The organism is Adlercreutzia mucosicola DSM 19490 (genome assembly GCF_000422625.1).
Taxonomy (GTDB): domain Bacteria; phylum Actinomycetota; class Coriobacteriia; order Coriobacteriales; family Eggerthellaceae; genus Adlercreutzia; species Adlercreutzia mucosicola.
The window spans coordinates 72,161-97,390 of sequence record NZ_AUGK01000012.1 but is presented as its reverse complement, the minus strand read 5'-3'; the positions used below and the strand labels follow the sequence as shown (position 1 = coordinate 97,390).

Genomic DNA, 25,230 nt, shown 5'->3' with positions numbered 1-25,230 from the left:
GCGAGACACCTCGCGGGCTTTCGTCGTGCAAGGGGCGGTGCGGCGGACTTTCGCGTCTTTGCGGCTAGTACACCATGCCCATGGCCTCGCGCACCTCATCGAGGGTGGCATTCGCCATCTCGTTGGCGCGGCGGTTGCCCTCGTGCAGGATCTCGCGCACCAGCTCCGGCTTGCCCTCCAGCTCGCGGCGGCGCTCGCGGATGGGGGCCAGATAGCTGTTCACCGCCTCGGTCACATAGCGCTTCAGCGCCCCTGCGCCGTCATTGCCGATCTCGGCGGCGATATCCTCCTCGGTGCGGCCCGTGGTGAGCGCAGCGGTGGTGAGCAGGGCCGACACGCCGGGGCGGTTCTCCTTGTCGAAGGTGATCATGCGCTCGGAGTCGGTCTGGCTCTTCTTGATGAGCTTGGCCGTCTCCTCCTCGGTGGCCGACAGGGCGATGGCATTGCCGTAGCTCTTCGACATCTTGCGGCCGTCGAGGCCGGGAATCTCCACGGCCGCGGTCAGAAGGCCGTGGGGCTCGGGGAATATGCGGCCGTAGCGCTCGTTGAAGCGGCGGGCGATGAGGCGCGTCTGCTCGATGTGGGGCAGCTGGTCTTTGCCCACGGGCACGATGTTGCCCTTGCAGAACAGGATGTCGCAGGCCTGGTGCACCGGGTAGCTGAGCAGAAGCCCCGTGAGCGCGTGGCCCGAGGCCTCCTGCTCGGCCTTCACCGTGGGGTTGCGCATCAGCTCGGCCTCGGTTACCAGCGACAGGAAGGGGAGCATGAGCTGGTTGAGGGCCGGAACGGCCGAATGGGTGAAGATGACGGTCTTCTCCGGATCGACCCCGCAGGCCAAATAGTCGATGACCATGTTGTGCACGTTGTCGGCGATGTTGGCCGTGGTATCGCGGTCGGTGATGACCTGGTAGTCGGCGATGATGATGTTCGTGCGAATGCCCATGTTCTGGTGGGCCACGCGCTCCTTGATAGTGCCGAAGTAGTGGCCCATATGCAGGCGCCCGGTGGGCCGGTCGCCCGACAGCATGGTGTACTTCTCGGGATGCAGGGGCAGATCGGCGTTGATTTCGTCGCTGATCTTCTTGGAAGCGAGGAAGGTCTCGCTGGTCATATCGCTCGCCATCGGTGCTTTCTTCTCCTTTGCGATGGAATTGTGAATATCTAGGGGTAGTATACAAGATTACCCCTTGCGCGACGCTCGGAACCTGTGTATTATGTTTACCCGTCGCAAGTCACTCAGTGAGTTGCACACGATCCGGTCGCTTGGCTCAGCGGGAGAGCATCGCCTTCACACGGCGGGGGTCACAGGTTCAAATCCTGTAGCGACCACCATAACTCACAGGCCCCTCTACGGAGGGGCCTTTTTGTGTCCGCGCGCCGAGGGAGGGGCTGCCGCCATGACCGATCCGAAGCCCTGGGCCTTCGAACTGGAGGCCTACATCCGCGAAGGCGAGCCTGGCCAAGCCAAGAAGAGCAGGGATTGGTCGTGCGCGATCGGCCTTCAAGCGGTGGATGGGCTGACACCCTCGAAGTATCTGCTCGCCACGGCGCGAGAGCACATCGAGGGTGGTTTGACCATCGAGCAAGTGCAGAAGCGTATCGCGGCCTATTATGATCGGCGCAACGAGCGCACCCATGGGGAGCTGGAGAACGAGGAGGCGGACGTCGTCTCGTCCCGCATTGCCATGATATTAGGAGAAGGGTCGTTCACCTTCTCGCCTGCAGAATGGAAGTCGATCCACGGGCGTCTGTTCAAGGGTCTGGTAAAAGGTGCAGGAGCCTACCGCAAGGGTAATATGACGAAGAAGGAGTGGGTGCTGAAGGGCGATACGGTGCGCTATGCTTCCTGGCATACCATTCCCGAAACCGTCGAATACGACTTCGACCAGGAGAGGCGCTTCTCCTATCGGGGGCTTACGAAACGGGAGGTGACCCATCATGTGGCTTCCTTTGTGTCGGGTATTTGGCAGATTCATCCTTTCTGCGAGGGAAACACCCGTGCGACCGCCGTCTTCATCATCAAGTATTTGAACTCTATGGGAATCGAGGTGGGCAACGAGCCTTTCGCCGCCAACTCGTGGTATTTCCGCAACGCTCTTGTGAGAGCCAATTACACGAACATCGACAAGGGCGTATACGAGACGAGCCGGTACCTCGAGCAGTTTTTCGAGAACGCGCTTTTGGGTGAGTGCCACGAGCTGCGGAATCGGTATCTGCATATCGACTGGGCGGATTCCGAGCGGTTGGTTGACGAGCCTGAAGATGCTACCCCCCAAGTCGCCCCCCAAGTCGCCCCCCAAGTCGCCCCCCAAGTCGGACAGCTTCTTGCGATTCTGGGGGAAGAGGAAGTATCCTTGCGAGAAATAACCGACCGATTGGGCCTTTCCGACCGGAAGAACATTATGCAGAACTACGTGAACCCGGCGCTTGAGGCTGGCCTGGTTGAGCGCACTGTTCCCGACAAGCCGAACAGCCGGCTTCAGAAATACCGAAAGAAGCACCTATGATCCTGCAAACTGAACATCTTTCCAAATCCTCCGGCGGGCGCACGTTGTTCCACGACGTGACGTTCCGGTTGGAGGAATACGATCGGCTGGCGCTTGTGGGCCCCAACGGGGCGGGGAAGACCACGCTTCTGAACATCATCTCCGGTGAGGACGACCCGGATGAGGGCCGCGTGCTGTTCGCCAAGGGGGCTCGGGTGGGCTACCTGGAGCAGGAGGCCATCGAGATGGGGGACTTGCCCGTCTCCGAGGAGGTCATCTCGTCCCAGACCGAGGTGCTTGCAGCCGAGCAGCGTTTGCACAAGCTGGAGGCCGAGCTGGGGCCTGCTCCCACCGAGGCGCAGCTGGCGGCCGTGGGGCGGGCGCGGGACGCCTACGAGATGCTCGGCGGCTACTCCCTGGAATCGAAGGTGCGCAGCGTGCTGTTCGGCCTCGGGTTCACCGAGGGGGACATGGCCCGCTCCACCACCGAGTTCTCCGGCGGCTGGCAGATGCGTATCGCGCTCGCGAAGCTGCTCATCCGCAACCCAGAGGTGCTGCTGCTCGACGAGCCCACCAACCATCTGGACTTGGAGTCGGTGAAGTGGCTCGAGGGCTTTCTGCGCGGCTATGCGGGCACCGTCATCGTGGTGTCCCACGACCGCGCCTTCATGGACAATATGGTGGACCGCGTGGCCGAGATCGATAACGGCCAGGTGAACCTGTACAAGGGCAACTACTCGAAGTACCTCGTCATGCGCGAGGAGCGCCTGGAGCGCTTGCGGGCCGAGCGCGCCAAGCAGCTAGAGGAGATCGCACACCTCCAGGCCTTCGTCGACCGCTTCCGCTACAAGGCCACCAAGGCCAAGCAGGCCCAGGAGCGGGAACGCCGCATCGAGAAGATCAAGGAGACGCTGCCGATCATTCCCGAGGAGAAGAAGACCGTGCACTTCAACTTCGTGCAGCCGCCGCGCACCGGCGACGAGGTGGTGCGGGCCCGGAACCTCGTGAAGCGCTACGGCAAGCATACGGTCTACGACGGGGTGGACTTCACGATGTACCGCGGCGACAAGGTTGCGCTCGTGGGGCCCAACGGCGCGGGCAAGTCCACGCTTTTGAAGATGATCGCGGGGGTGGAGAAGCCCGACGGGGGCACCATCGACTACGGCGTGAATGTGGATCTGACCTACTACGCCCAGCACCAGCTGGAGGAGTTGCACGCGGGCAACACCGTCTTCGAGGAACTGGACCACGCCGCGCCCGGCTGGTCCATCTCCCAGGTGCGCAGCCTGCTCGGCGCCTTCCTGTTCACGGGGGATGCCGTGGAGAAGAAGGTGGGCGTGCTCTCGGGCGGCGAGAAGGGCCGGCTCGCCCTGGCGAAGATGCTCGTGGCGCCCAAGCCCCTGCTGTGCCTGGACGAGCCCACGAACCACCTGGATATCTCGTCGGCTGACATCCTGGAGCAGGCCCTGCGCCACTTCGAGGGCACCATCCTGTTCATCACTCACGACCGGCACCTCATCCGCGGGGTGGCCAACCGCATCGTGGAGGTGAAGGATGGTCGCATCACTAACTACGACGGCGACTACGACTACTACCTGTACAAGTCGGGGCAGCTGGAAGGCGACGCGAGCGCCGACCGCACGCTGGTGGACGAGGCCCTCTCTGACGGGGGTATCCACGGAAAGGGGAGCGCCGCCGCCCCCGAGAAGCGCGCGCCCGGCGGCGCTGCGCCCACGAAGATCACTGTGAACCGGCGCCGCGACCGCGACGGGGGCAACGCGGCTGCTCCTAGCGCCGCGTCGGCCCGCGGCGGGGCTGCGTCGGCCGCGGCGGCGGCCGGTACGGCGGGCGGGGGCGAGGTGCAGCTCACAGCGCCGAAGGGCAGCGCGCCCAAGACCAAGGAGCAGAAGCGCCGCGAGGCCGAGGCTCGCAACCGCGCCTATGCCGCCCTGAAGAACCACCGCAAGCGCATCGCGGCGCTCGACGAGCAGATGGAGCGCGACAATGCCCGCATGGAGGAGCTCTTGGCCCTCATGGCCGACCCGGCCTTCTACGTGAACGAGGACGCCTCATCCGACGCCATCGCCGAGCACGCGAAGCTGAAGCAGCGTCTGGCCGCCGCCGAGGAGGAGTGGTTCACGCTCACCGAGGAGCTGGAAGCGGAAATGGCGCGTCAGCAGGAGCAAGCGTGATTTGCAGCTCCTCGAGGTCGGGCTACGGGGTAATGCTCAGTCGCTCAGACAGTCCTCGCTCGGCGAAACGGTCCACTGGACTGTTTCGTTCGCTGCGGAACTCGCTTGGTGAGCACCACCCCGTATCCCTCTACACGTTGACTAGGTTGAGGTAGAGAGATGCTGAACATCGTATTGGTTGAACCGGAGATTCCCCAGAATGCGGGGAACATTGCGCGAACGTGCGCGTGCACGGGGAGCCGGCTGCACCTCATCGAGCCCATGGGGTTTCGGCCGACGGAGAAGAACCTGAAGCGGGCCGGGTGCAACTACTGGAACGACGTGGACATCGTGCGATGGCCCTATCTCGGGGCGTTTCTGGAGGCCCACGGGGAAGACGAGCTGCACCTGTTCACCGGCGCCGCGTCGCGCACCTATGCGGAGGTGCCCTATGGGCCTGATGCGTTTCTGCTGTTCGGCCGCGAGAGCCGTGGGCTTGATACGGCCCTCATCGAGCGGTTCGCCGATGAGTGCGTGCGCATTCCCATGCGTGAGGGCCTCGATTCGCTGAACGTCTCCAACGCCGTAGCCGTCGCAACGTACGAAGCCTTGCGCCAGCAGGGCTTCCCCGACCTTTCTTAAGGTTTCCTCTCATCGGCGGTTTCTGTGGGTTCGCGTCTGTCGCGCGGGCAGTAGGCGGCGCTTGGGATACACTGTGACGCTATGATTAGCATACCTTACATCATCTGCTCGGTGCTGAGCTTCATTCCCGCCCTCGTGCTGCACGAGGTGGCCCACGGCTTTGCTGCCTGGAAGCTGGGCGATCCCACGGCGAAGAGCCGCGGACGGTTGTCGCTGAACCCGCTCAAGCACATCGATCCCTTCGGCACGGTTCTGCTGCCCGCCATGCTCATGTTCATGAACATGCCCGTGTTCGGCTACGCCAAGCCCGTGCCCTACAACCCGCGCTACTTCAAAGACCCCCGCCGCGACGACGTGATCGTGGGCCTCGCTGGTCCGGCGGCCAATCTGGCCATGGCGGTGCTGGCGGCCGGTGTGGCCTGGGCGCTGTACCAGCCGGCTCTGAACGGCCTGGTGGACAACGAGCTGTTCGCCTACTTCTATCTGATGTTCCTGCCCACCTTCGCGCTGGTGAATCTGTTCCTCATGTTCTTCAACCTGCTGCCCATCCCGCCGCTGGACGGCTCGTCCATCTTCGCCATCCTGCTGCCGGCGAAGTACCTGCCGAAGTACTATCAGATCCAGCAGTACGCCTTCCCGGTGTTCATGATCGTGATCGTGCTGTTCCCGTACTTGTTCCACTTCAACCCGTTCTCGTGGTATCTGGGGGCGACGGCGGGCAATCTCGCCAACCTGTTGTTCCCCTTCGCCATCTACTAGGCGCTGCCCATGTCCTACAAGGTTCGCATCGATAGCTTCGAGGGTCCCTTCGACCTGCTGTTGTACCTGGTCAGTCGTCAGAAGGTGGATATTGGCGCCATCTCCATCACCGAGATTGCCGACCAGTACCTCGCCGAGGTGTCGCGCATGGACACCCTCGATCTGGACGTGGCGAGCGACTTTCTGCTCGTGGCCTCCACGCTGCTCGAGATCAAAGCCGAGAGCCTTATCCCGCGCGAGCGCACCGAGCTCGACGACGAGTTCGCCGAGCTGGCACCCTCCGAGGCCCGCGACATCCTGGTCGAGCGGCTTATGGAGTACAAGAAGTACAAGAACGCCGCGGCGGTGCTGCACAACCGCTTCATCGCCGAGGGGCGCATGCACACGCGCCCCTTCGGTCCCGACGCGACGTTTCTCGGGCTCATGCCCGATTTTCTGGCCGGCGTCTCGGTGGACGCCCTGGCCTACCAGGCCGCCGCCGCGCTCGCTCGGCGCGAGGTGTTCCTGCTGGAAAGCGAGCACATTGCCGCCAAGCCCATCCCCGTGGAGGTGCACGTGCGCGCCATCCACCAGCGCATTCGCAACCGCAAGCACCTGCGGTTCTCGGAGTTGGTGGGGCCCGAGACGCCCAAGGACGTGATCGTGGTCACGTTTCTAGCCATCTTGGAGCTGTACAAGCGCGTGATGGTGCGCCTGGCCCAGGACGAGGCCTTCGGGGATATCGCCATCGACTACATCGAAGGCTCTGGCGAGCTGAATCTGGAAGGCGACGACGCGCTGACCTCGGTGGGCGAGGCTTAAGGGCGCCTTGCGGGACCCCGCGCGAAAACGAAGGGAAGAAGGATGTTCGAGGGATTGCAGGAAAGCCAGCTGGTAGGGGCCATCGAGGCCATGCTGTTCGTGACCGACGAGCCGGTGGGCACCATCACCCTGGCCGAGATGCTGGAATGCGAGCCCGGCCGCGTGGAGGAGGCCTGCGTGGCCCTGCGCGAGAAGCTGGAGCGCGACGGCGCCGGCATCCAGCTGCGCGAGGTGGCCGGTGGCTGGCGCCTGTTCACCCATCCAGCCTACCACGAGCTCATCGAGAAGTACGTGCTGTCCTGGGACACCCGCAAGCTGTCGGCGGCGGCCATGGAGACGCTGGCCATCGTGGCCTACACCCAGCCCGTGACCCGCGCCGGGGTGGCGGCGGTGCGCGGGGTGAATTCCGACAGCCCTATCAACTCGCTCGTGGAGAAGGGGCTTGTGCGCGAGATAGGCACCGCCGATACGCCGGGCAACCCCACCCTGTACGGCACTACCCGCGGCTTTTTGGAGAAGTTCGGCCTGCGAAGCCCCGCCGACCTGCCCGATCTGGCCGACTTCGCTCCCGATGAGGAAACGCGCCGCTTGATCACCGAGCGCCTGAGCGCCACGCGCGAGGACGCGACGGTATCCGATGAGCAGGCCCGCGGCATGGCCCGCGCCCTGTTGGGCGAGGATGCGGCCGAGGGCGACGGCGAGGCGCTGCTCTTCGACGAGGAGGCTTATCTCGGCTTGGATGCGGCCGCCGCGAGCCTGACCGAGGCCCTGGCCGCCGAGCGCGCCGCCGGCGAGGTGACGGCGGGGGAGGGCGCGAGCGAGGATGCGGCCGAGCAGGTGGTCGAGGCCGGTGCTGCCGCGGATGCCGCACCGCATGTCGATGTCGCCCCGCGCCCCCGGGGGGACGCCGATCCCGCCGCCAAGGCGATGTTCGCCGCAGCCATCGCCTCCACCCTGGGCGTGGTGGACAAGATCGACTTCGACTCCCTCACCTTCGAAACCGATGACGAATAGGGCCGGTACTGCTCGGCGGCGCTTTTGCGCAACAAACTCCGATAGGAAGACAGGGGGCCTCGTGAAGAGTCATCTTAGGCTAACCGCCACCAGGGAATATGTGCCCTCGTTGCTTCGGGATCGGTTGCTTCGCGGTCGAACGGCGCGCGCAGATGTCTTCCTATCGGAGTTTGTTGCGCAAAAGGGAGCGCTACCGTGCCCGAAGGCGGTGTGCCTCCATGGCTGAAATGCGCCTCCAGAAGTTCCTCGCGCGGGCCGGGGTCGCCTCGCGGCGCCATGCGGAGGAGATCATCGCTGCCGGCCGGGTGACCGTGAACGGCGCCGTGGTGGCGGAGATGGGCGCGAAAGTGGACGCCGACGCCGCTGTCGTGGCCGTGGACGGCAATGTGGTGCGCCTGCCCGAGGAAACCGTCACCTTCATGCTGCACAAGCCGGCCGGCTACGTGACCACCATGAGCGATCCGGCGGGCCGGCCCACCGCCGCTGCGCTCATGGCCGACGAGATCGCGGCCCATCCGGCCCTGTTCCCGGTGGGGCGCCTGGACGCCGACACCACGGGGCTGCTGCTGTTCACCACCGATGGCGCCCTGGGCCACGGGCTTTTGCACCCACGTCGCCATGTGACCAAGACCTATCTGGCCCTTGTGGAAGGGGTGCCTGCCGAGGATGCGGTCGAGCGCCTGCGTCGCGGCGTGCGGCTCGACGACGGCATGACCCAGCCGGCCGGCGTGCGCGTGTTGGCCGGCGACGAGGCCGCCCGCGCCGCCCAGCTCATCGGCCAGGGCGAGGGGGCCAGCGGCCATGGCGCGCGCCATGGCGGCAAGCGTGCCCGCAGCGTTTTGGAGGGCGGCGGTGCCTATGTGGAGGTGCAGCTGCGCGAGGGCCGCAAGCGCCAGGTGCGCCGCATGCTGCAGGCCGTGGGCCATCCCGTGATCGCCCTGCACCGCGAGGCTTTCGGCCCCTTGAGCCTGGGAGGCCTGCCCCGGGGCACGGCCCGTGCCCTCACGGAGGAGGAAGTGGCGGCTCTCACGGCCCTCGCGTCCTAGGGGGCTCGGGCGCGCCGTCCCTCCATCGACATTTCGGCCGCCGTTATCGACAATTCTGATGGGAATCGTCAATTTTGTGCGCCGCCCGCGGTCGTCGCGCGCCTATAATACGCGCCAGTGAAGGATACCGCTGCACCGGGAACAGAGTCTCGGGCGGCAGGATCGCAAAGGAGGCGCTCGTGAGCGTTACGGTTTCTACATTCCTATCCATGAAGCAAAAGGGCGAGAAGATCTCGATGATCACCGCCTACGACTACACCACGGCGCGGCTCGTGGACGAGGCTGGCATCGACTCCATCCTCGTCGGCGACTCCCTCGGCAACGTGATGCTGGGCTTGGGCGACACCGTGTCGGTCACCATGGAGGACATGATCCATCACGGCGCGGCCGTGGCCCGGGGCACGAAGCGGGCCCTCGTGGTCATCGACATGCCCTTCATGTCCTATCAGGCGAGCGTCTACGACGCGGTGGTGAACGCCGGCCGCCTCATGAAGGAGGGGCGCGCCAACGCTGTGAAGCTGGAGGGCGGCGTGGAGGTGGCCGACCGCATCCGCGCCATCGTGGCCGCCCAGATTCCCGTATGCGCCCACATCGGGCTCACACCCCAGGGTATCAATGCGCTCGGCGGCTTCAAGGTGCAGGGCAAGACCGCCGATTCCGCCCGCAAGCTGCTCGAAGACGCCCATGCCGTGGAAGAGGCCGGCGCCTTCGCCGTGGTGCTGGAGGCCATTCCCGCCGAGCTGGCCGCGCGCGTGTCGGCCGAGCTGACCATCCCCACCATCGGCATCGGGGCCGGGGCCGGCTGCGACGGCCAGGTGCTCGTGAACCAGGACATGCTGGGCACCTTCACCGACTTCACGCCGAAGTTCGTGCGCCGCTTCGCCGAGGTAGGCGAGGTCATGAGGGGCGCCTACGCCGAGTACGACCGCTGCGTGAAGGACGGCACGTTCCCTGCCCCCGAGCACTGCTACGCCGCGCCCGACGGCGTGCTCGAGAACCTGTAGGAGGCCACCATGGAGATCATCGAAACCGTTGGGTCCATGAAGGCCCGAATCGCCGCTTGGAAGGCCGCGGGGCTCACCGTGGGGCTCGTTCCCACCATGGGGTCGCTCCACGCCGGCCACGAGAGCCTGATGGATGCGGCCCGCGCTGCCTGCGACCGCGTGGTGGTGTCGGTGTTCGTGAACCCGCTGCAGTTCGGGCCCGACGAGGACTTCGACGCCTATCCCCGCGACATCGATCGCGACGGCGCCATCTGCGATGCCCATGGGGTGGACGCGGTGTTCCATCCCACGGCCGAGGAGATGTATCTGCCGGCCCACAACACCTACGTGGTCATGGAGACGCTGACCCACGCCCTGTGCGGCGCCTCGCGTCCGGGGCACTTCCGCGGCGTGTGCACCGTGGTGACGAAGCTGTTCAACATCGTCCAGCCCGACCGGGCCTTCTTCGGTCAGAAGGACGCCCAGCAGCTGGCCATCATCAAGCGCATGGTGGCCGACCTGAACATGAACGTGGCCGTGGTGGGTTGTCCCATCGTGCGCGAAGAGGACGGTCTGGCCAAAAGCTCGCGCAACGCCTACCTGTCGCCCGAGGAGCGCCAGGCGGCCCTCGTGCTGTCCCGGGCCATCCGCGCCGGCGAGGCGGCCGTGGCCGCCGGCGAGCGCGACAGGGCGGCCCTGCGCGCCCTTATGGCGGCCATTGTGGAAGCCGAACCGCTTGCCCGCATCGACTACATCGAGGTGGTGGACGGCGCCACCATGCAGCCGACCGACCGCATCAGTGCCTCGGCCCTGATCGCCATGGCCGTCTACATCGGCTCCACGCGCCTCATCGACAATTTCCTGTACGAGGAAGGGGAGTAACCCGTGCTGCTGAATGTGCTGAAGGGCAAGATCCACCGCGCCACCGTCGTGCAGGCCGAGTTGGACTACGTGGGTTCCATCACCATCGATACGGCGCTCGCCGAGGCGGCCGGTATCCTGGAGTACGAGCGCGTGCAGGTGGTGGACATCGACAACGGCAACCGCTTCGAGACCTATGTGATCGCCGGCGAGCCCGGCAGCGGCATGATCTGTGTGAACGGCGCCGCGGCCCACTGCGTTGAACTGGGCCATAAGGTGATCATCATGGCCTACGCGAGCATGACCCCCGAGGAGTTCGCCGAGCCCGCCAACGCCCCGCGCGTGGTATTCGTGGACGACGACAACCATATTGCCCGGGTGACCCGCTATGAGAAGCACGGTCGCTTGGAAGATATGGAGTAGGCCATGGACGAGATCAAGCGCGTCGCCATCGTAGGGTTCGGGTCGCTCGGGGCGATGTATGCCGGGTGCTTCGGGCGCGCCATGGGGGCCGACGGCGTGTTCGTCGTGGCCGATGCGCCCCGCACGGCGGCGTATCGCGCCGAACCCACTATCTTCAACGGCGAGCCCATCGCCGCCACCTATCTGACCTATGTCGAGGCCGCCGCCCAGGCCGCCGAGACCCCCTTCGACGTGGTGCTCTACGCGGTGAAGTACGGCGCCCTGGCCGAGGCCATGGAGCAGTCGGCGCCGCTCGTGGGGCCTGACACCGCCATCATCTCGGTGCTCAACGGGGTGACGAGCGAGGAGGTGCTCGCCGAGCGCTTCGGGTGGGATCGGGTGCTTCTGTGCGTGGCCCAGCAGATGGACTCCCGCAAGGTGGGCCCGGTGGTCACCGCCGGCTGCGTGGGGGTGCTCGCCCTGGGCGTGCGCGACGGTGCCAGCGCTGCCCAGCAGGCGAACCTCGCGCGGGTGACCGCCTGGCTTTCCGCCATTGACCAGCCATTCATCTGCCCTAAGGATATCCGCCACCAGCTGTGGGGCAAGCTCATCTGCAACGTGGGGGTGAACCAGGCCTGCGCGGTGTACGACTGCTGCTTTGACGGCATCCACGCCCCCGGCGAGGCCCGCGAGGCCATGATCGGGGCCATGGGGGAGGTGGCCGCGGTGGGCCGGGCCGAGGGCGTGGACCTCACCGATGCGGACGTGGCCTATTGGCTCGACATCATCGACCACTTAAACCCAGCGGGCATGCCCTCCCTGCGCCAGGATGTGCTGGCCCGCCGACCCACTGAGGTGGAGCTGTTCAGCGGCACCATCAACCGCCTCGGCGCCGCCCACGGCATTCCCACGCCGGTGAACGAGCGCTTCTACGCTGCCATCAAGGCGCTGGAAGCGAGCTGGTAGAGAAGCGCCCGCATCTTCTCAACGGGGCCGCTCCGCCGAGGGACGGCCCCGTTGCCTTCCTCTCTCACCTGGCCGTCCTTTGAGCCCGCGGCCGTTCAGTGTTACACTGTCGTTGGGAAAACGTCATCAGCCGGACAAGAGGATGCCCGTGAACCGAGGAAAGTACATCGCCATCGTGGCCGTAACGGTGCTGCTGATCACGGGGGCCGCCTGTGTGTATCTGGCGCAGCTGTCGGCCACGGTGAGCAACAACCTCATGACCTCGGTGGACGAGATTTCCCGCCATGACGTGGAGACCATCGAGGGTGCCTTGGATGACGCCTACGGGCGGTTGGACGCGGTGGTCAAGCGCATGGGGGTCTACGAGGTGCGCGACGTGCACGAGGCCCAGGAGCAGCTGAATTTGGAAGCCGCCTCGTCTAATTTGTTCAACGCCTTGTACCTCATCGACGACCAGGGCGTTCTCTACAGCAGCTCCTATCTCGTGCTGGATGCCGACGAGCACAGCTACGATGAGCTGCTCAGGGGAGAGCGCGGCCATTTCGCCACGCTGTACGACGACGAGATGGGGCGCTTGGAAACCACCAAGGAGTCGCTCATCTTCGGCGTCGATCTGGACAACCTGCGCATCGGCGAGCACACCTTCGTGGGGCTGCTCGGCCGTAGCGACCTGTCGGCCATTTCCAACCAGCTCGTCATCGAGAGCTTCGGCGACCAGGGTGTCTCCAGCGTGGTGGACGCCGAGGGGTACTACATCGTCAGCGCCAGCCCCGCCACCGACCTGGCCGGCCGCGACAACTTCTACGCCATGCTGGAATCCGGCTCCATCGAGGGCGGCGTCACCATCGAGGACGTGCGCCGCAACATCGCCGAGGGGGCCAGCTTCGTCATCAACTGCACGACCGGGGAAGGGGAGCGGCTCGTCATGTCCTTCGCGCCGGTGGAGGGCACTGCCTGGTCGTTCATCATGGCCGTGCCCACCGAGGTGTTCGCCGAGCGCTTCGCCCCGTTCATGGCCCTTACGGTGGGCATGATCACGGCCACCCTCGTGGTGGTGGGCATCATGATGGCCCTCATCCTGCGCTTCGTGCGCCAATCGGCGCGCGCCCGGGCCGAAGTGGCCGCCCGCACCGAGTTCCTCTCCAACATGAGCCACGAGATCCGCACGCCCTTAAACGGCATCATCGGCCTGAACCACCTGATGGAACGCCATATCGACGACAGGGAGGCCATGGCCGGCTACGTGAGCCGGCTCGGCAAGGCGGCCCAGTACCTGCTCTCGCTCGTGAACGACATCTTGGACGTGTCGAAGCTGCAGGCGGGGAAGGTGACGCTCGTCCACGAGCCCTTCGACGCGATCGGGATGATCGAGAACGTGTGCGCCATGCAGCGCGAGCCCGTTGAGGTGCGCGGCATTCGCTTCGAGCGGAATTGCGACGGGGTGAGCCGCCCGTATCTGGTGGGCGACGAGGTGCGCATCAGCCAGGTGCTCATGAACATCCTGTCCAACGCCGTGAAGTTCACCCCCGAGGGCGGCACCATCACGCTGATGGCGAGCGAGTTCGTGGCCGCGTCGGGGCGCGAGGCCCAGCTGACCATTGCCGTTGCCGATACCGGCTGCGGCATGACGCCGGAATTCCAGCGGCAGATCTTCGACGTGTTCACCCAGGAGCGCAACAGCAACAGCGAGTCCCAGAAGGGCACCGGGCTCGGCATGTCCATCAGCTATCTGCTGGTGCAGCAGATGGGCGGCACCCTGACGGTGGAAAGCACGCTGGGCGAGGGATCCTGCTTCACGGTGAAGCTGCCCCTACCCCTGGATCTGGCCCGCTGCGACGACACAGCGGCTGAGGGGGCTGCGGGGCAGGCGGCTGGGGAGCCTTCTGCGGAAGAGGCGGCCCGCGCGGAGGCGGCGGGCGCGGCGCTCGCGGTTGGGGAAGCTGCCGCTGGGGGAGCGGATGCCGATTCTGCGAACGTGAGAGCTGTCGCGGCCGAGGGTGCGGATGCAACGACAGGCGAGCTGGCGGCCGCCGAGGCGTCTGAGCCGGTCTCGAGCGCACCGGTGGAGATCCTCGTGGCCGAGGACAACGAGCTGAACGCCGACATCATCGCGAGCATCCTCACCGAGGAGGGCTTCGCAGTCACGGTGGCCTGCAACGGCGCCGAGGCCGTGGCCGCCTTCGAGGCGTCGGCGGCGGGACACTTCGCCGCCATCTTCATGGATGCCCAGATGCCGGTTATGGACGGCTACGCGGCGGCCCGGGCCATCCGCGATCTGCCCCGCGACGATGCGGGCACGGTGCTCATCTTCGCCTGTACCGCCTCCACGTTCGAGGAGGACCGCCGCCGGGCCTTAGATGCGGGTATGGACGATTTCCTGCCCAAGCCCCTGAACGTGGGGCTCATGCTGCAGAAGTTGGAGGCCGTGCGAAAGGGGCTGTCATGAGCGAGACGGGCCGCCGAGTCCATTGGACGGATCGTTTCCTGACCCGGCGCGGTTTCGTGGCCGCAACGGCGCTGGGGGCCTGCGCCGCGGCGGGGCTGCATGCTTGCGCGCCATCGAGGGAAGAGCCCGTGCACCTCGTGGTGAAGGTGCCGCGCACCGGTCACAGTGTGGTGTTCGACGAGAGCATCACCCAGGTTGAGACCGTCATCGAGGCCATGGCCGCCGACTTCGAGGCACACTACGAGGGTCGTCCCGTGAAGGTGGAGGTCATCGTATTCGAGCAGAACCAGTACGACGAGGCCGTGACCGACTCCTTCGATACCGACAAGGCACCCGACGTGCTCTACGGCGATTACTTCAACACGTCCACCTATGTTCATACCGGGCGCGTGGTGCCGCTGGACGACATCATCGCGCCCGACCTGCGCGCCGATGTGTCCGATTACCTGTGGGACGCCAGCACCGTGGAAGGCCGCGTGTACCTGATGCCCTACCTGGCGCGGCAGAATGTGCTCGGCTACAGCAAGGAGCTGTTTCGCCGGGCGGGTCTTGACCGCTTCATCGCCGAGGGGCGCATCACCGCTTGGTCGCTGGATGAGTGGACCCATATCCTGGATACCCTGGCCGCCGAGCTGCCCCCGGGCACCTTCCCGCTGATGATGTACGCCGCCTCGTCCCAGGGCGACACCCATATCATGACGCTGCTGCGCTCGGCGGGCTCGTCCTTCTACGACGAGACGGGGCATTTCGCCCTCTCGCGGCCCGAGGGCGTGGCGGCTCTGCGCTGGATTCAGGAGGGGGTGGGCCGCGGGTGGTTCCCGCCCCACGCCGAGAACCTGGAGATCGAGGACTGCTCCAGCCTGTTTCGCGCCGGCCAGCTGGCCATCTACATGGTGAACAACGCCTCCATTACCCGCTATGGCGACACGGTGGGGCTCGTGAACTTCCCCGGGCCCGACGAGGACGGCTGCGCCACCACCTTCGTCTCGGGTTTCCAGGTGTTCGACAACGGCGATGAGGCGTCCGTGCAGGTGGCGAAGGACTTCATCTCCTTCGTCTACGGCAGCGATCGCTGGCTCGACTTCGCCGCCGGGGCCCTGCCGGCATCGAACCGCGTGGCCGAGCGCTACGGCGACGCCATTCCCGCCTACGACCTGTTCGTCGGCAACATCGGCAATGTGGTGGACTTCACCGGCGACACCCCCGACACCCTGGCCGTGCGCGAGGCCTTCCACCTCTGCATCCGCGATTTGCTCATGGGCAAGGTAACGCCCGAAGAGTGCGCCGCCGCCCTCGATGAGCGCTGCAACGCCGCCATCGACGAGGGCTGGGCCCAAAGCCGGTTGCACGAGTAGGGGAGCGGGGCGCGGCCCGGGCCTCAAATCCGATTGTGCGCACGAGGATCGCGGAGGAGGTGGGGCAGGTCCCAGCCATCGCCGATTGGTTGTCCGCAGCGAGCGTCTCGGCCGGGTTCTTGTGGTACTATCTCTGAGAGAGAAATTCGCGCGTCACCCTGCGTGAACGTGCTGTCACTAAGGAGCATCGTGCCTACCCCCGAATTAATGCTGCGGGGGGGGGGTGCTCGTTTCTGAGCATCCCTCGCTGCATGAGTTAGCACAAAGTGTCGGTCGGCACTTTTTCTTATGCCTGTTCTCTTTCTTCGCGGTCCACTTCAAGGGTCTCGCTTCCTGTCTCGTTCCTGTGCAGGTAAAGACCTCTACCTGCCCCTTCATGAAGCTTTGCCATCTCAGCGCGATCATTTTCCCCATGCACCTTGTTGCGCAACGATTTTTCGGAATGCGCCGTCAAAATTACCTTGGGAAAGGAATGCACCTGGCTAGGGGGATCGCATGACGGCACGGGATGGTAAGCGCAAGGACGGGTCGCTTTCGCGGGAACACTTCATGCTGCGCGAGCTGCGCATGGTCGCCAGTCTTCGCTTCGACGGCGTTCCCGGCGACGAGATCGTCCGTCGCGCCGTGGCCGACAACATCTTCCAGTACCCTACGACGCGCGAAGCTGGTCGCGTTGCCCGCACGATGATGCTGCGCCTGGAGTCACTTAACGACGAAGGTCTGGTGGGCTTGGCTGCTCGAGGCCCGAAGGAGCGCTCAGCGCAGATCAACCTGTATGCCATGATGCGCGTCTATCCGCTTATGGCCGCTTTTATGAATGAGGAGATAGCCCCGCGTTTTCGTACGCTGGACTACGCGATCACCCGCGCCGATATCAACGGGTTCCTCACCCGCTACCAGGTCGATCATGCCGAGGCCGCTTCGTGGAGCGAGAGCACGGTGCGACGTATCGGCGGCGTGCTGGCAGAGGCGCTCTACGAAGCGGGGTACGTGCCCGCGCCGCGCAGCGAAGAGCTGCTGCCCTTCGCTATGGATCCCTGCCTGAGAGATGCCATATACCGCAATGGCGATCAGCGCTGGCTGCCCGCCTTCAACGTGATGGAGGTGCTGTAGCCATGACCTCTTCGTCCCTCTTGCAGCAGGCTCGCGAAGACCTCGCCCGGCGCGAGGCCGTTCTGCGCGAGCGGCTTGCCGACCCCGATTTCCTCGCGAATCGCGGCCTTGGCAACGAGGTGGGCATCTACCTGTTCTGCTACGACCCGGCCCTGGAGCTCGAGGTGCGCGACCTTGCCGCGCGTCTCGTTCACGAGAGCGAGGCCGGCACGCTGCCCTGCCGCCTGGTGGAGCGCAACCTCTACGATCTTTTGCTCGGCATCTGCGACGAGCGCCGCATCGCCGATGCCATCCCGCGCATGGAGGCCAAGCGCGGCACTACGGCCCTGCTCGACCAGCTGCGCAAGACCGCCTCTACCGACGCCTTCGCCCAGGCCCTCGACTACGGCCCCCATGAACCGGGCGACGTGCTGCTTATCACGGGAGTGGGCGAGGTGTACCCGCTTTTGCGCACCCATGCCCTGCTCGACAACATCCAGCATCTGTTCTCCGACATTCCGCTGGTAGTGGCCTATCCCGGCTGCTACGACGGCTCGGCCATGCGCCTGTTCGCGGGCGCGGAAGGCCGGGGTTTGGAGGACGGCAACTATTACCGCGCCTTCAGCTTGGTCTGATCGCGGCGAATCTATGGGGAACTCTGAGGAAGGAAGCAAGCCCGTGCAGATCAAGAACTTGTTCGCCAAGGATATCAATCGGTCCATCAACGGCGTCATCAAAGTGGCCCAGGACGATACGGCCTCCATCGAGCAGGAGCTCTCGGAGTACGTCGTCACCAACGAGCTGCAGCGCCATTTCGCCGATTTCTTCGAGGCCTACGACCGGGCCATCGACGTGCCCACGGACAAGGTGGGCGTGTGGGTCTCCGGTTTCTTCGGCAGCGGCAAGTCGCACTTCCTGAAGATGCTCAGCTACCTTTTGGCCAACCGCGAGGTGGGCGGTGTTGCCGCCGTCGACTACTTCGACGGCAAGGTGGCCGACCCCATGGTCTACTCCCGCATGCGCCGCGCCGCCGCCGTGCCCACGGAGTCCATCCTGTTCAACATCGACTCCAAGGGCGGCCACTGGAAGGGCGGCTCCGAGGCGAAGACGGCCCTTTTGCTCGCCTTCGCCCGTGTGTTCTACGAGCACCTCGGCTTCTACGGCGAGGACCTGAAGCTCGCCCGCATGGAGCAGTTCGTGGAAAGCCAGGGGAAGACCGATGAGTTCCGCGCCGCCTTCGCTCGCGTGAACGGCGGCGACTGGCTGGCCGACCGCGCCAACTACGAGTTCTTCGAGGACGACATCGTCGAGGTGATGCAGGAGGTGCTCGGTATGAGCCGCGAGGCGGCCCAGCACTGGTTCGACGGATCGGAGCGGGCGGTCATTTCCCCCGATGAGCTCACCGAGCAGATCGTCGCCTATGCCGACCGGCGCGCCGGGGAGTGCGGTGGGGCGTTCCGCCTGCTGTTCATGGTGGACGAGGTGGGCCAGTTCATCGGCAGCGACGTGAACCTCATGCTGAACCTGCAGACCCTCGTGGAGGATCTGGGCGCCAAGGGGTCGGGCCGGGTGTGGGTCATGGTCACGAGCCAGGAGGCCATCGACGAGATCACTAAAGTGGCCGGCAACGACTTCTCGAAGATCCAGGGTCGCTTCAGCACACGGCTGTCGCTGTCGTCCTCCAGCGTGGATGAGGTCATCAAGCGCCGCGTGCTGGAGAAGACCGACGCCGCCCGGGCGCTGCTGGCCGCCGAGTACGACGAGCAGGCCGCCGTGCTGAAGAACCTGTTCACCTTCGAGGAGAGCCAGTCCGACCTGCGCGGCTACGTGGGGCCGGTCGACTTCGTGGAAACCTACCCCTTCGCCGACTACCAGTTCAAGATCATGCCGAGCGTGCTCGCGGAAATTCGCAGGCACGGCAATTCCGGCAAGCATCTTTCCGGCGGCGAGCGATCCATGCTCTCGGGCTTCCAGGAGGCGGCCCAGAAGGTGCAGGACGCGCCGAACACGGCGCTTGTGCCCCTGTGGCGCTTCTACGACACCATCGCCACCTTCCTCGAGCACGGCATCCGCCAGGTGATCGAGCGGGCCGCCCGCGCCGCCGAGGGCGCTGCGGGGCTCGTGCCCGCCGATGTGGAGGTGCTGAAGACCCTCTACCTCATTCGCTACATCAGGGACATCAAGCCCACCGTGGGCAACATCGCCATCCTCATGGTGGACGACATGGCCGCGGACAAAATCGTGCTGCGCGATACGGTGAAGGGCTCGCTCGACCGCCTGGTGCGCGAGAACTACGTGGCTCGCAACGGCGACGCCTACCACTTCCTCACCGACGAGGAGCAGGATGTGGCGCGCGAGATCAGGGATACGCGGGTGGACGTGGCGGCCATTACCGAGGAGATCAAGAAGATCGTCTTCGACGGGCTGTACACCTCGCATAAGTACCGCAAGGGCGCCAACGACTTCCCCTTCGACCGCTTCGTGGACGATACCATCTACGGTGCGCCCCAAGGCGGCATGAAGCTGAATATCGTTACGGTGGGGCAGCCCGAGCTGTCCCAGGCCGATGACGGCACCCTGGCGCTGAAATCCGCCGACCAGGCGCTCGTGGTGCTGCCCGAGGCCGACGACCGCTATTTCGAGGCGCTGCTGAACGCGGCCCGCATCAAGAAGTACGTGAACACCCAGAACGTGCCCGCGCTGCCGGCCAGCAAGCAGGACATCATCAAGGGGAAGCAGGCCGAGGCCAACCGCAACCGCAAAGAGGCCAACCAGTATCTGGAAGAGGCCATCGGCGAGGCGCGCGTGGCCGTGAACGGGCGCATGGTGGAGCGCCGGGCGCTCGGCGGCCGCACGGTGAAGGCGACGCTTGATGGCGCTCTGGACGAGCTGGTGAACTCGGTGTTCACGAAGGCCGGCTACATTACGGCGCCGGCCGACGGCGCCGCCGATGTCGTCGCCGTGCTGGCCGGCACGGCCCAGGGGACCCTGGCCGGCACCGACGGCGCCAACGAGCGTGCCGTGGAAGAGGTCGAGACGTACCTTGAGAACCAGAACCGCCTCCATGTGGACACCACCATGGGCGAGCTGCAGCGCAAGTTCGGCGGCCGTCCCTTCGGCTGGCGCGAGGTAGACGTGGCCGCCGTGGTGGCGCGGCTGCTTTTTGAAGGGCGGGTCCAGGCGCGCCTTGCCGGCAAGGTGCTGAACCCCCAGGATCCGGCCGAGCGCAAGCGCATTGTCGATAATCTTGGGAACAAGGGCGCCGATAGCCTGGAGATCAAGAAGCGCCAGCTGCCCTCCGCCGCGCTGACGGGCAGCGCCCGGGCGCTTTTGCGCGAGCTGCCCGGTGCCTCTGCCGCTCCCGAGGACATCGACGGTCTCACTCGTGCGGTGCGCGAGTATCTGGAGGGCCGGCAGAACCGTACCCGCGAGCTGCTCACCAACGAGTACGAGCGGCGGGACTATCCCGGTCGCGCCGTCGTGGAGCAGGGGCTGCACCTGGTCAGCGAGATTCTCAAGAGCCAGGCCGACGAGGTGGCTTTCCTAAAGGCGTTCGCCGACGCCGAGGACGAGCTGCTCGACTGGTCGGAGGATGCCGAGCGGGTGCTGGGCTTCTTCCCGAACCAGCAGCGCCTGTTCGACGACGCCGCCAAGATGTGCGAGGCCATGGCGGGCGAGAGCGCCTATCTCTTGGGCTCCGCTGAGGCCCGCCAGGCTCTGGAGGACATGGCGGCCATTCTGCGCGATCCCGCGCCCTACGGCCGTATGAGCGAGCTGTCGGCCTTGGGCGATGCCGTGCGCCGGGCCCATGAGGATGTGCTGCGCGTGGGTCGGTCCGATCTTCTGGACACCATGGAAGTGGTCTTGGGCGAGATTCGCGACTATGCCGGGGACGCGGGCGTCGATATGCCCTCCGGACTCATGGATGACATCGATCGCGAGCTGGCCGCGCGGAAGAGCCAGGCTGTTGCCGCCACCACCCGCGCCCAGCTGGATGCCCTTGCCGCCCAGCTGGATCGTTGGCGCAGCGAGAAGCTCAATTCCATTGACGGCGTCATAGCGAAAGCCCACGAGGCCGCCGCCCGCGAGCAGGCCATGCGCACTCGCCGGGAGGAGGGCGTGACGATCAGGAAGCCCGCTCCGGGAGCGGTGCCGGCGCCGTGCCATCCCGAGCAGGGGGCTGGAGCCGAGGAGTCCGCCGCGCCGCGCCGCCCCCACGCCAAGACCATCGAGCGCCGCGATCTGTGCCGCGCCGTGCGCCTTTCATCCGAGGCGGACATCGACGCCTATGTGGCCGACATCCGCAAGAAGCTCATCGCCGCCCTGGCCGACCACGATTCGGTCAGCGTGCGCTAGGGAAAGGGGCTGTCGTGAACGATACCGCCATCAAGAACTTCTGCATGTGGGCCCGGCGCGAGCTGATGGCCCAGGTTGCCCTGCAGGCCGCTCGCTTCGGCATTCGCGAGAACGGCTACGATCTGGCATCGGCCGATGTCGTTTCCGGACGCCCCCTTTCGGTGGTGGAGCGCCGCCAGCGGGCCGATCTCATTCGCCGTCTAGGGCCCGCTGACGGAGCGGGCTACGGCGAGGCCTACCAGGCCCTTGTCGATGCGGCCGCCTACACCTGGTTCAATCGCCTGATCGCCATTCGCTTCATGGAGCTGAACGACCGTTTGCCCAGCCATGTGCGCATGCTGTCGGCCGAGGACGGCTCCTTCGCCCCGCAGGTGCTGCGCGAGGCGCTGGACGTGCCCATCGAGGGCCTCGATGCCGCCCAAGTTTCCGCCCTGGTGGCGGCTTCCGATGACGAGAAGCTGTTCCGCTACCTGTTCCTGGCCCAGTGCCGCGAGCTTGCTACCTGTCTGCCCGACGTGTTCGAGCCCGTGGGCGCCGCCATGGAGCTGTTGCTGCCCGAGGGGCTCTTGCGCCGCGGCAGCGTGGTTCAGCGCCTAGTGGACGATATTCCCGAAGAGGATTGGCGCGAGGGCGTGGAAATCGTCGGCTGGATGTACCAGTACTACGTCAGCGAGCGCAAGGACGAGGTGTTCGCCAGCTTCAAGAAGGGGAAGAAGGCCGATGCGGGCGCCATAGCGCCGGCCACCCAGCTGTTCACGCCCCATTGGATCGTGCGCTATCTGACCGAGAACTCCCTCGGACGTTTGTGGATGCAGGCTCACCCCGATTCCCGCCTGACCGAGCAGATGCCCTACTACATTCCCGACGATCTGGGCGCAGAAGGGGCTTTGGATGCTGTACGGGAAGAAGGGGCCGCCCCGAGCGCCGCCCCGACTGGGCCCGTAGGGGACGGCTTCGGCCGTCCCTCCCATCCCGCTTCAACTCCCGAGGCTATCAAGGTCATCGATCCCGCTTGCGGCTCCGGCCACATTCTCGTGTATGCTTTCAAGTTGCTGGCTGCCATATATGAGGAGGCGGGCCACGTGCGCCGCGACATCCCGCGCCTCATCCTGCAGAACAACCTCACCGGGTGCGAGATTGACCCCCGTGCGGCCCAGATGGCCTCGTTCGCCCTGGCCATGACCGCCTGCGAATGGGATTCCCGCTTCCTGCGCCGCGCCGACAAGGTGAGTGCCCGTATCGTGTGCTTGAAGCCGGCCGAGCTCGCCGAGGAGGAGCTGGAGGAGATGCCCTACCTGGCCGAGCGCACGGCGCTGCTGGATGCCATGGCCCACATGGGGGAGTGCGGCAGCCTGTTTGTGCCCGAGCCCGAGGATCTTGCCGCTCTGGAGCAAGCCGACGACGAGTTGGACGCCCGCGAGGCCGGCGGCGTTCTTCTGGCCTACCATCCCCATGCCGCCGTTACCCAGATGCTCGCCAACTGCGAGCCTTTGGCGGAAACCTACGACGCCGTGATCGCCAACCCGCCCTACATGGGCTCGTCCAACATGGACAAATGGCTCGCCAACTGGGTAAAGAAGCGCTACCCCGACAGCAAGCGCGACCTCTGCACCTGCTTCATCGAACGCGGCTTCACCCTTGCGAAGCCCGAGGGCTATTCGGCCATGGTCACCATGGAGTCCTGGATGTTCTTGGGTAGTTACGAGAAATTACGCGAACGTATGTTGTCAGAGAAGTCAATAGCATCTCTCGTATACATGAATCACATGGTGATGCGCATTGCCTTCAACACGAGCGCCACGGTGTTTAAGAATGCGAAATCCGTGATACCTGGCAGCTATACTCGTGTAGAGTATGCAGACTTAAACAAACAAGGTGTTCCGATCGAGTTTCCAATGTCCCATCATGGACTGTACCGCCGCTCCTCCGACTCCTTCAAATCCATCCCCGGCACCCCCATAGCCTACTGGGCCAGCGATGCAATGTTGGAGGCATTTTGCGGGCCTTCCCTAGCAGGTGTGTGCGAGTCAGGAGGGAGAACTAAAACGCATGGCAACGATGCTTTTATTAGAAAATGGTGGGAGGTATCTTTTGGCTCTATTGGATTAAGGTGGCTGCCGTACGCCAACGGAGGGGGTTTTTCTCGATGGTCGGGTTTAGATTACGAACTTGTCGATTGGTCAGACGGTGCTAAAGAGTTTTATTCTGCTCACGGCGGAATGCCTAAAGATGGTTTTAATGAGACGGAAGCAATTTGCTGGGGTCTTATTACTTCCGACAGGACGAGCTTCCGATTGAAAAGGAGCGGCTATGGGTTTAGCTCGGGTTCTCCGACGGTCAGGGTGGCAAGGGGCATTGAGCAGGATGGCATCTTGGCGCTACTAAATTCATCTGTAGCCGAGGTTATGCTTAGACAAATAAACCCTACATTGAACACAACGGTTTCCGACGTGCTGGCAATTCCTTTTTTTGAGGACCTCTCTCTTTTGCGAACAAAGACAGTTCCAAGAAAATGCATCGAGTTGGTTGAATCGAACTGGGATAGTTTTGAGCTGTCACGGGCTTTCGGAAAACATCCGATGGTTTAGGAAGGCGATAATGGTGAAAGTATTGTCCAAAAGGATCAGTATTTGGTTGGCCAAATTATGGCGGCAACATCCAGGCGTTGTTTTCTCTCTTGTTGTGGCGCTAATTCCGTTTTGCGTGACAGTGCTCTACAACATACACATAGTTGACCATCGAACAATTAGTCCGGAGGCGGTTTTGGCTTATTTGGGGGGAGCGCTTGGCATAGGTTTCTCTTTCTTTCAGTATCTCGCGCAAAAGGAGAAAAACTCTCGGGAGTCCCGCAACAGAAGACGTCCATTTTTGAGTTTAGAAATTTCTAAAGCGGACGACTGCTTCGATTTAAATCTAAAAAACCTGGGTGCTAGTGCTTATACGGATGTCTTTCTGTTTGACGAAAGCGTGGCTGGGATTCTAATGCCAGGGGAAAATCTTTCGGTTGCAGTCGGAGCGAACGGCGATGGCGCTCTTCGCCCCTCATCACTATCGGGGTGGGATGTCGATGTTGATGACGAAGGGTATCCCAGAGAAGTTGTCTTCTATCTACATGATTCTATTGACATGCAATGGATCGCCTCTTTCTTGCGCTCGAAGAGTGGGTCAAAAACTGTCTATTTTGGCAATATCGAAGAGGGCGAGTGTTAGTTGTGGGACTGAGAGACCGCCAATTAAGGGCTGTAGAGGAAACAAAGCAGCGATTTTGCGCAGACATGGATGGTTGATGGTGCGCATGAAGATGGACGAACTAACAGAAAGCAAGGCTTGCTGCTTCCTAGTCCCGACAAGCGGAGCGCTGGCCGGTAGGATCAGCGTTATTGCGTTGGCCCCGATGTTCGTTGTTCGAGAAAGCCTAGCCACTCGAAGGGTCGTTTATTGCGCGTCCTTCGCCAGCGCCGCTATAATGAGGGCCGGCGGATGCCCGTGTTTGGAGTTGTGGGCAGCGCCGTTTGTTTTCGGGCTGATCGCAAGTCAATTAGCGCTTGCGATCAGCTTTCGTTTCGGGGCGCGAACCCCGTGCTGCGGACACGGCCTTGACCATCGCCGTCGCCAACCCCACCGCCGAGGCGGCAAGCTTCAGCAACTGAATAACCAAGTCCATGGGCGAATCACCTCCTTCCGTGGAAGAAGGCGCTGCCAGCACACGGGGCTCGACGACGCTGACCTTGCTCCATTATATCAACAATACGCAAACATTTGTACTTAAATACAAGGATAACCGTACCTTTTCTCAGGAAAGGAGGGTCGCTTAGTGGCTATGCTCATCGCCGATAAGTACGAGGCCCGG

General features: G+C 64.3%; 20 protein-coding genes and 1 tRNA gene. 19 read left to right on the top strand and 2 right to left on the bottom strand.

Features of this window, described 5'->3' with window-relative positions:
- Window positions 1-64: 64 nt before the first annotated feature.
- The gene (gene trpS / locus G503_RS0108155; protein WP_257483021.1) at window positions 65-1,123 is read right to left on the bottom strand and encodes a tryptophan--tRNA ligase; all 1,059 of its coding nucleotides are present in this window, start codon (window positions 1,121-1,123) and stop codon (window positions 65-67) included.
- Window positions 1,124-1,257: 134 nt separating this feature from the next.
- Between trpS and G503_RS0108150 the strand changes: the two genes are divergently transcribed.
- The 19 genes from G503_RS0108150 (at window position 1,258) to G503_RS16365 (ending at window position 24,590) form a co-directional block, all read left to right on the top strand.
- A tRNA-Val gene (locus G503_RS0108150) sits at window positions 1,258-1,332 on the top strand.
- Window positions 1,333-1,397: 65 nt separating this feature from the next.
- Window positions 1,398-2,507, top strand: a complete 1,110-nt coding sequence (locus G503_RS14405) for a Fic family protein (protein ID WP_051191060.1) — start codon at window positions 1,398-1,400, stop codon at window positions 2,505-2,507.
- Window positions 2,504-4,678 carry an ABC-F family ATP-binding cassette domain-containing protein gene (locus G503_RS0108140; RefSeq protein ID WP_028027195.1) on the top strand — a complete coding sequence of 725 codons (2,175 nt, stop codon included), beginning with the start codon at window positions 2,504-2,506 and terminating at the stop codon, window positions 4,676-4,678. Before G503_RS14405 ends, G503_RS0108140 begins: the two co-directional genes overlap by 4 nt.
- A gap of 159 nt (window positions 4,679-4,837) precedes the next feature.
- On the top strand, window positions 4,838-5,299 hold the full coding sequence (locus G503_RS0108135) for a tRNA (cytidine(34)-2'-O)-methyltransferase (protein ID WP_028027194.1): 462 nt from the start codon (window positions 4,838-4,840) through the stop codon (window positions 5,297-5,299).
- Window positions 5,300-5,380: 81 nt separating this feature from the next.
- A complete protein-coding gene (locus tag G503_RS0108130; RefSeq protein WP_028027193.1) occupies window positions 5,381-6,058 on the top strand; it encodes a site-2 protease family protein in 678 nt (225 codons plus the stop codon).
- A 9-nt stretch (window positions 6,059-6,067) separates the two neighbouring features.
- The gene (locus G503_RS0108125; RefSeq protein WP_028027192.1) at window positions 6,068-6,859 is read left to right on the top strand and encodes a segregation and condensation protein A; all 792 of its coding nucleotides are present in this window, start codon (window positions 6,068-6,070) and stop codon (window positions 6,857-6,859) included.
- A 42-nt stretch (window positions 6,860-6,901) separates the two neighbouring features.
- Complete coding sequence (scpB, locus tag G503_RS16755) at window positions 6,902-7,873, top strand: SMC-Scp complex subunit ScpB (protein ID WP_028027191.1); 972 nt, start codon at window positions 6,902-6,904, stop codon at window positions 7,871-7,873.
- 218 nt (window positions 7,874-8,091) lie between these two features.
- A complete protein-coding gene (locus G503_RS0108115) occupies window positions 8,092-8,919 on the top strand; it encodes a pseudouridine synthase (RefSeq protein WP_028027190.1) in 828 nt (275 codons plus the stop codon).
- Between the two features lie 179 nt (window positions 8,920-9,098).
- Window positions 9,099-9,923, top strand: a complete 825-nt coding sequence (gene panB / locus G503_RS0108110; RefSeq protein WP_028027189.1) for a 3-methyl-2-oxobutanoate hydroxymethyltransferase — start codon at window positions 9,099-9,101, stop codon at window positions 9,921-9,923.
- A gap of 9 nt (window positions 9,924-9,932) precedes the next feature.
- Window positions 9,933-10,784 carry a pantoate--beta-alanine ligase gene (gene panC / locus G503_RS0108105; RefSeq protein ID WP_028027188.1) on the top strand — a complete coding sequence of 284 codons (852 nt, stop codon included), beginning with the start codon at window positions 9,933-9,935 and terminating at the stop codon, window positions 10,782-10,784.
- A 3-nt stretch (window positions 10,785-10,787) separates the two neighbouring features.
- Window positions 10,788-11,186: an aspartate 1-decarboxylase gene (gene panD / locus G503_RS0108100; protein WP_028027187.1), complete on the top strand. Its 399-nt coding sequence runs from the start codon at window positions 10,788-10,790 to the stop codon at window positions 11,184-11,186.
- 3 nt (window positions 11,187-11,189) lie between these two features.
- Entirely contained in the window at window positions 11,190-12,131 is a 942-nt protein-coding gene (locus tag G503_RS0108095; RefSeq protein ID WP_028027186.1) for a ketopantoate reductase family protein, read from the top strand.
- Window positions 12,132-12,279: 148 nt separating this feature from the next.
- Window positions 12,280-14,577 (top strand): hybrid sensor histidine kinase/response regulator, encoded by a 2,298-nt coding sequence (locus G503_RS0108090; RefSeq protein ID WP_051191059.1) that lies wholly within the window; start codon window positions 12,280-12,282, stop codon window positions 14,575-14,577.
- The gene (locus G503_RS14400; RefSeq protein ID WP_051191058.1) at window positions 14,574-15,932 is read left to right on the top strand and encodes an ABC transporter substrate-binding protein; all 1,359 of its coding nucleotides are present in this window, start codon (window positions 14,574-14,576) and stop codon (window positions 15,930-15,932) included. Before G503_RS0108090 ends, G503_RS14400 begins: the two co-directional genes overlap by 4 nt.
- Window positions 15,933-16,427: 495 nt before the next feature.
- Window positions 16,428-17,045, top strand: a complete 618-nt coding sequence (locus tag G503_RS0108080) for a DUF1819 family protein (protein WP_028027184.1) — start codon at window positions 16,428-16,430, stop codon at window positions 17,043-17,045.
- A gap of 2 nt (window positions 17,046-17,047) precedes the next feature.
- A complete protein-coding gene (locus tag G503_RS0108075; protein ID WP_051191057.1) occupies window positions 17,048-17,659 on the top strand; it encodes a DUF1788 domain-containing protein in 612 nt (203 codons plus the stop codon).
- A gap of 43 nt (window positions 17,660-17,702) precedes the next feature.
- A complete protein-coding gene (gene brxC, locus G503_RS0108070; protein WP_028027182.1) occupies window positions 17,703-21,380 on the top strand; it encodes a BREX system P-loop protein BrxC in 3,678 nt (1,225 codons plus the stop codon).
- Window positions 21,381-21,394: 14 nt separating this feature from the next.
- Window positions 21,395-23,968, top strand: a complete 2,574-nt coding sequence (gene pglX / locus G503_RS0108065) for a BREX-1 system adenine-specific DNA-methyltransferase PglX (protein WP_028027181.1) — start codon at window positions 21,395-21,397, stop codon at window positions 23,966-23,968.
- A 10-nt stretch (window positions 23,969-23,978) separates the two neighbouring features.
- Window positions 23,979-24,590 carry a hypothetical protein gene (locus G503_RS16365; protein ID WP_156891969.1) on the top strand — a complete coding sequence of 204 codons (612 nt, stop codon included), beginning with the start codon at window positions 23,979-23,981 and terminating at the stop codon, window positions 24,588-24,590.
- Between the two features lie 328 nt (window positions 24,591-24,918).
- Here the strand turns inward: G503_RS16365 and G503_RS16880 are convergent, their stop codons facing one another.
- Window positions 24,919-25,044 (bottom strand): hypothetical protein, encoded by a 126-nt coding sequence (locus G503_RS16880; RefSeq protein WP_255203028.1) that lies wholly within the window; start codon window positions 25,042-25,044, stop codon window positions 24,919-24,921.
- Between the last annotated feature and the right edge of the window lie 186 nt (window positions 25,045-25,230).

What these genes read in the sequence shown, in the direction of transcription:
- trpS (WP_257483021.1), bottom strand. Translation starts at nt 1,123, where the DNA reads ATGGCGAGCGATATGACCAGCGAGACCTTCCTCGCTTCCAAGAAGATC.
- G503_RS14405 (WP_051191060.1), top strand. Translation starts at nt 1,398, where the DNA reads ATGACCGATCCGAAGCCCTGGGCCTTCGAACTGGAGGCCTACATCCGC.
- G503_RS0108140 (WP_028027195.1), top strand. Translation starts at nt 2,504, where the DNA reads ATGATCCTGCAAACTGAACATCTTTCCAAATCCTCCGGCGGGCGCACG.
- G503_RS0108135 (WP_028027194.1), top strand. Translation starts at nt 4,838, where the DNA reads ATGCTGAACATCGTATTGGTTGAACCGGAGATTCCCCAGAATGCGGGG.
- G503_RS0108130 (WP_028027193.1), top strand. Translation starts at nt 5,381, where the DNA reads ATGATTAGCATACCTTACATCATCTGCTCGGTGCTGAGCTTCATTCCC.
- G503_RS0108125 (WP_028027192.1), top strand. Translation starts at nt 6,068, where the DNA reads ATGTCCTACAAGGTTCGCATCGATAGCTTCGAGGGTCCCTTCGACCTG.
- scpB (WP_028027191.1), top strand. Translation starts at nt 6,902, where the DNA reads ATGTTCGAGGGATTGCAGGAAAGCCAGCTGGTAGGGGCCATCGAGGCC.
- G503_RS0108115 (WP_028027190.1), top strand. Translation starts at nt 8,092, where the DNA reads ATGGCTGAAATGCGCCTCCAGAAGTTCCTCGCGCGGGCCGGGGTCGCC.
- panC (WP_028027188.1), top strand. Translation starts at nt 9,933, where the DNA reads ATGGAGATCATCGAAACCGTTGGGTCCATGAAGGCCCGAATCGCCGCT.
- G503_RS0108095 (WP_028027186.1), top strand. Translation starts at nt 11,190, where the DNA reads ATGGACGAGATCAAGCGCGTCGCCATCGTAGGGTTCGGGTCGCTCGGG.
- G503_RS14400 (WP_051191058.1), top strand. Translation starts at nt 14,574, where the DNA reads ATGAGCGAGACGGGCCGCCGAGTCCATTGGACGGATCGTTTCCTGACC.
- G503_RS0108080 (WP_028027184.1), top strand. Translation starts at nt 16,428, where the DNA reads ATGACGGCACGGGATGGTAAGCGCAAGGACGGGTCGCTTTCGCGGGAA.
- G503_RS0108075 (WP_051191057.1), top strand. Translation starts at nt 17,048, where the DNA reads ATGACCTCTTCGTCCCTCTTGCAGCAGGCTCGCGAAGACCTCGCCCGG.
- G503_RS16365 (WP_156891969.1), top strand. Translation starts at nt 23,979, where the DNA reads ATGGTGAAAGTATTGTCCAAAAGGATCAGTATTTGGTTGGCCAAATTA.
- G503_RS16880 (WP_255203028.1), bottom strand. Translation starts at nt 25,044, where the DNA reads ATGGACTTGGTTATTCAGTTGCTGAAGCTTGCCGCCTCGGCGGTGGGG.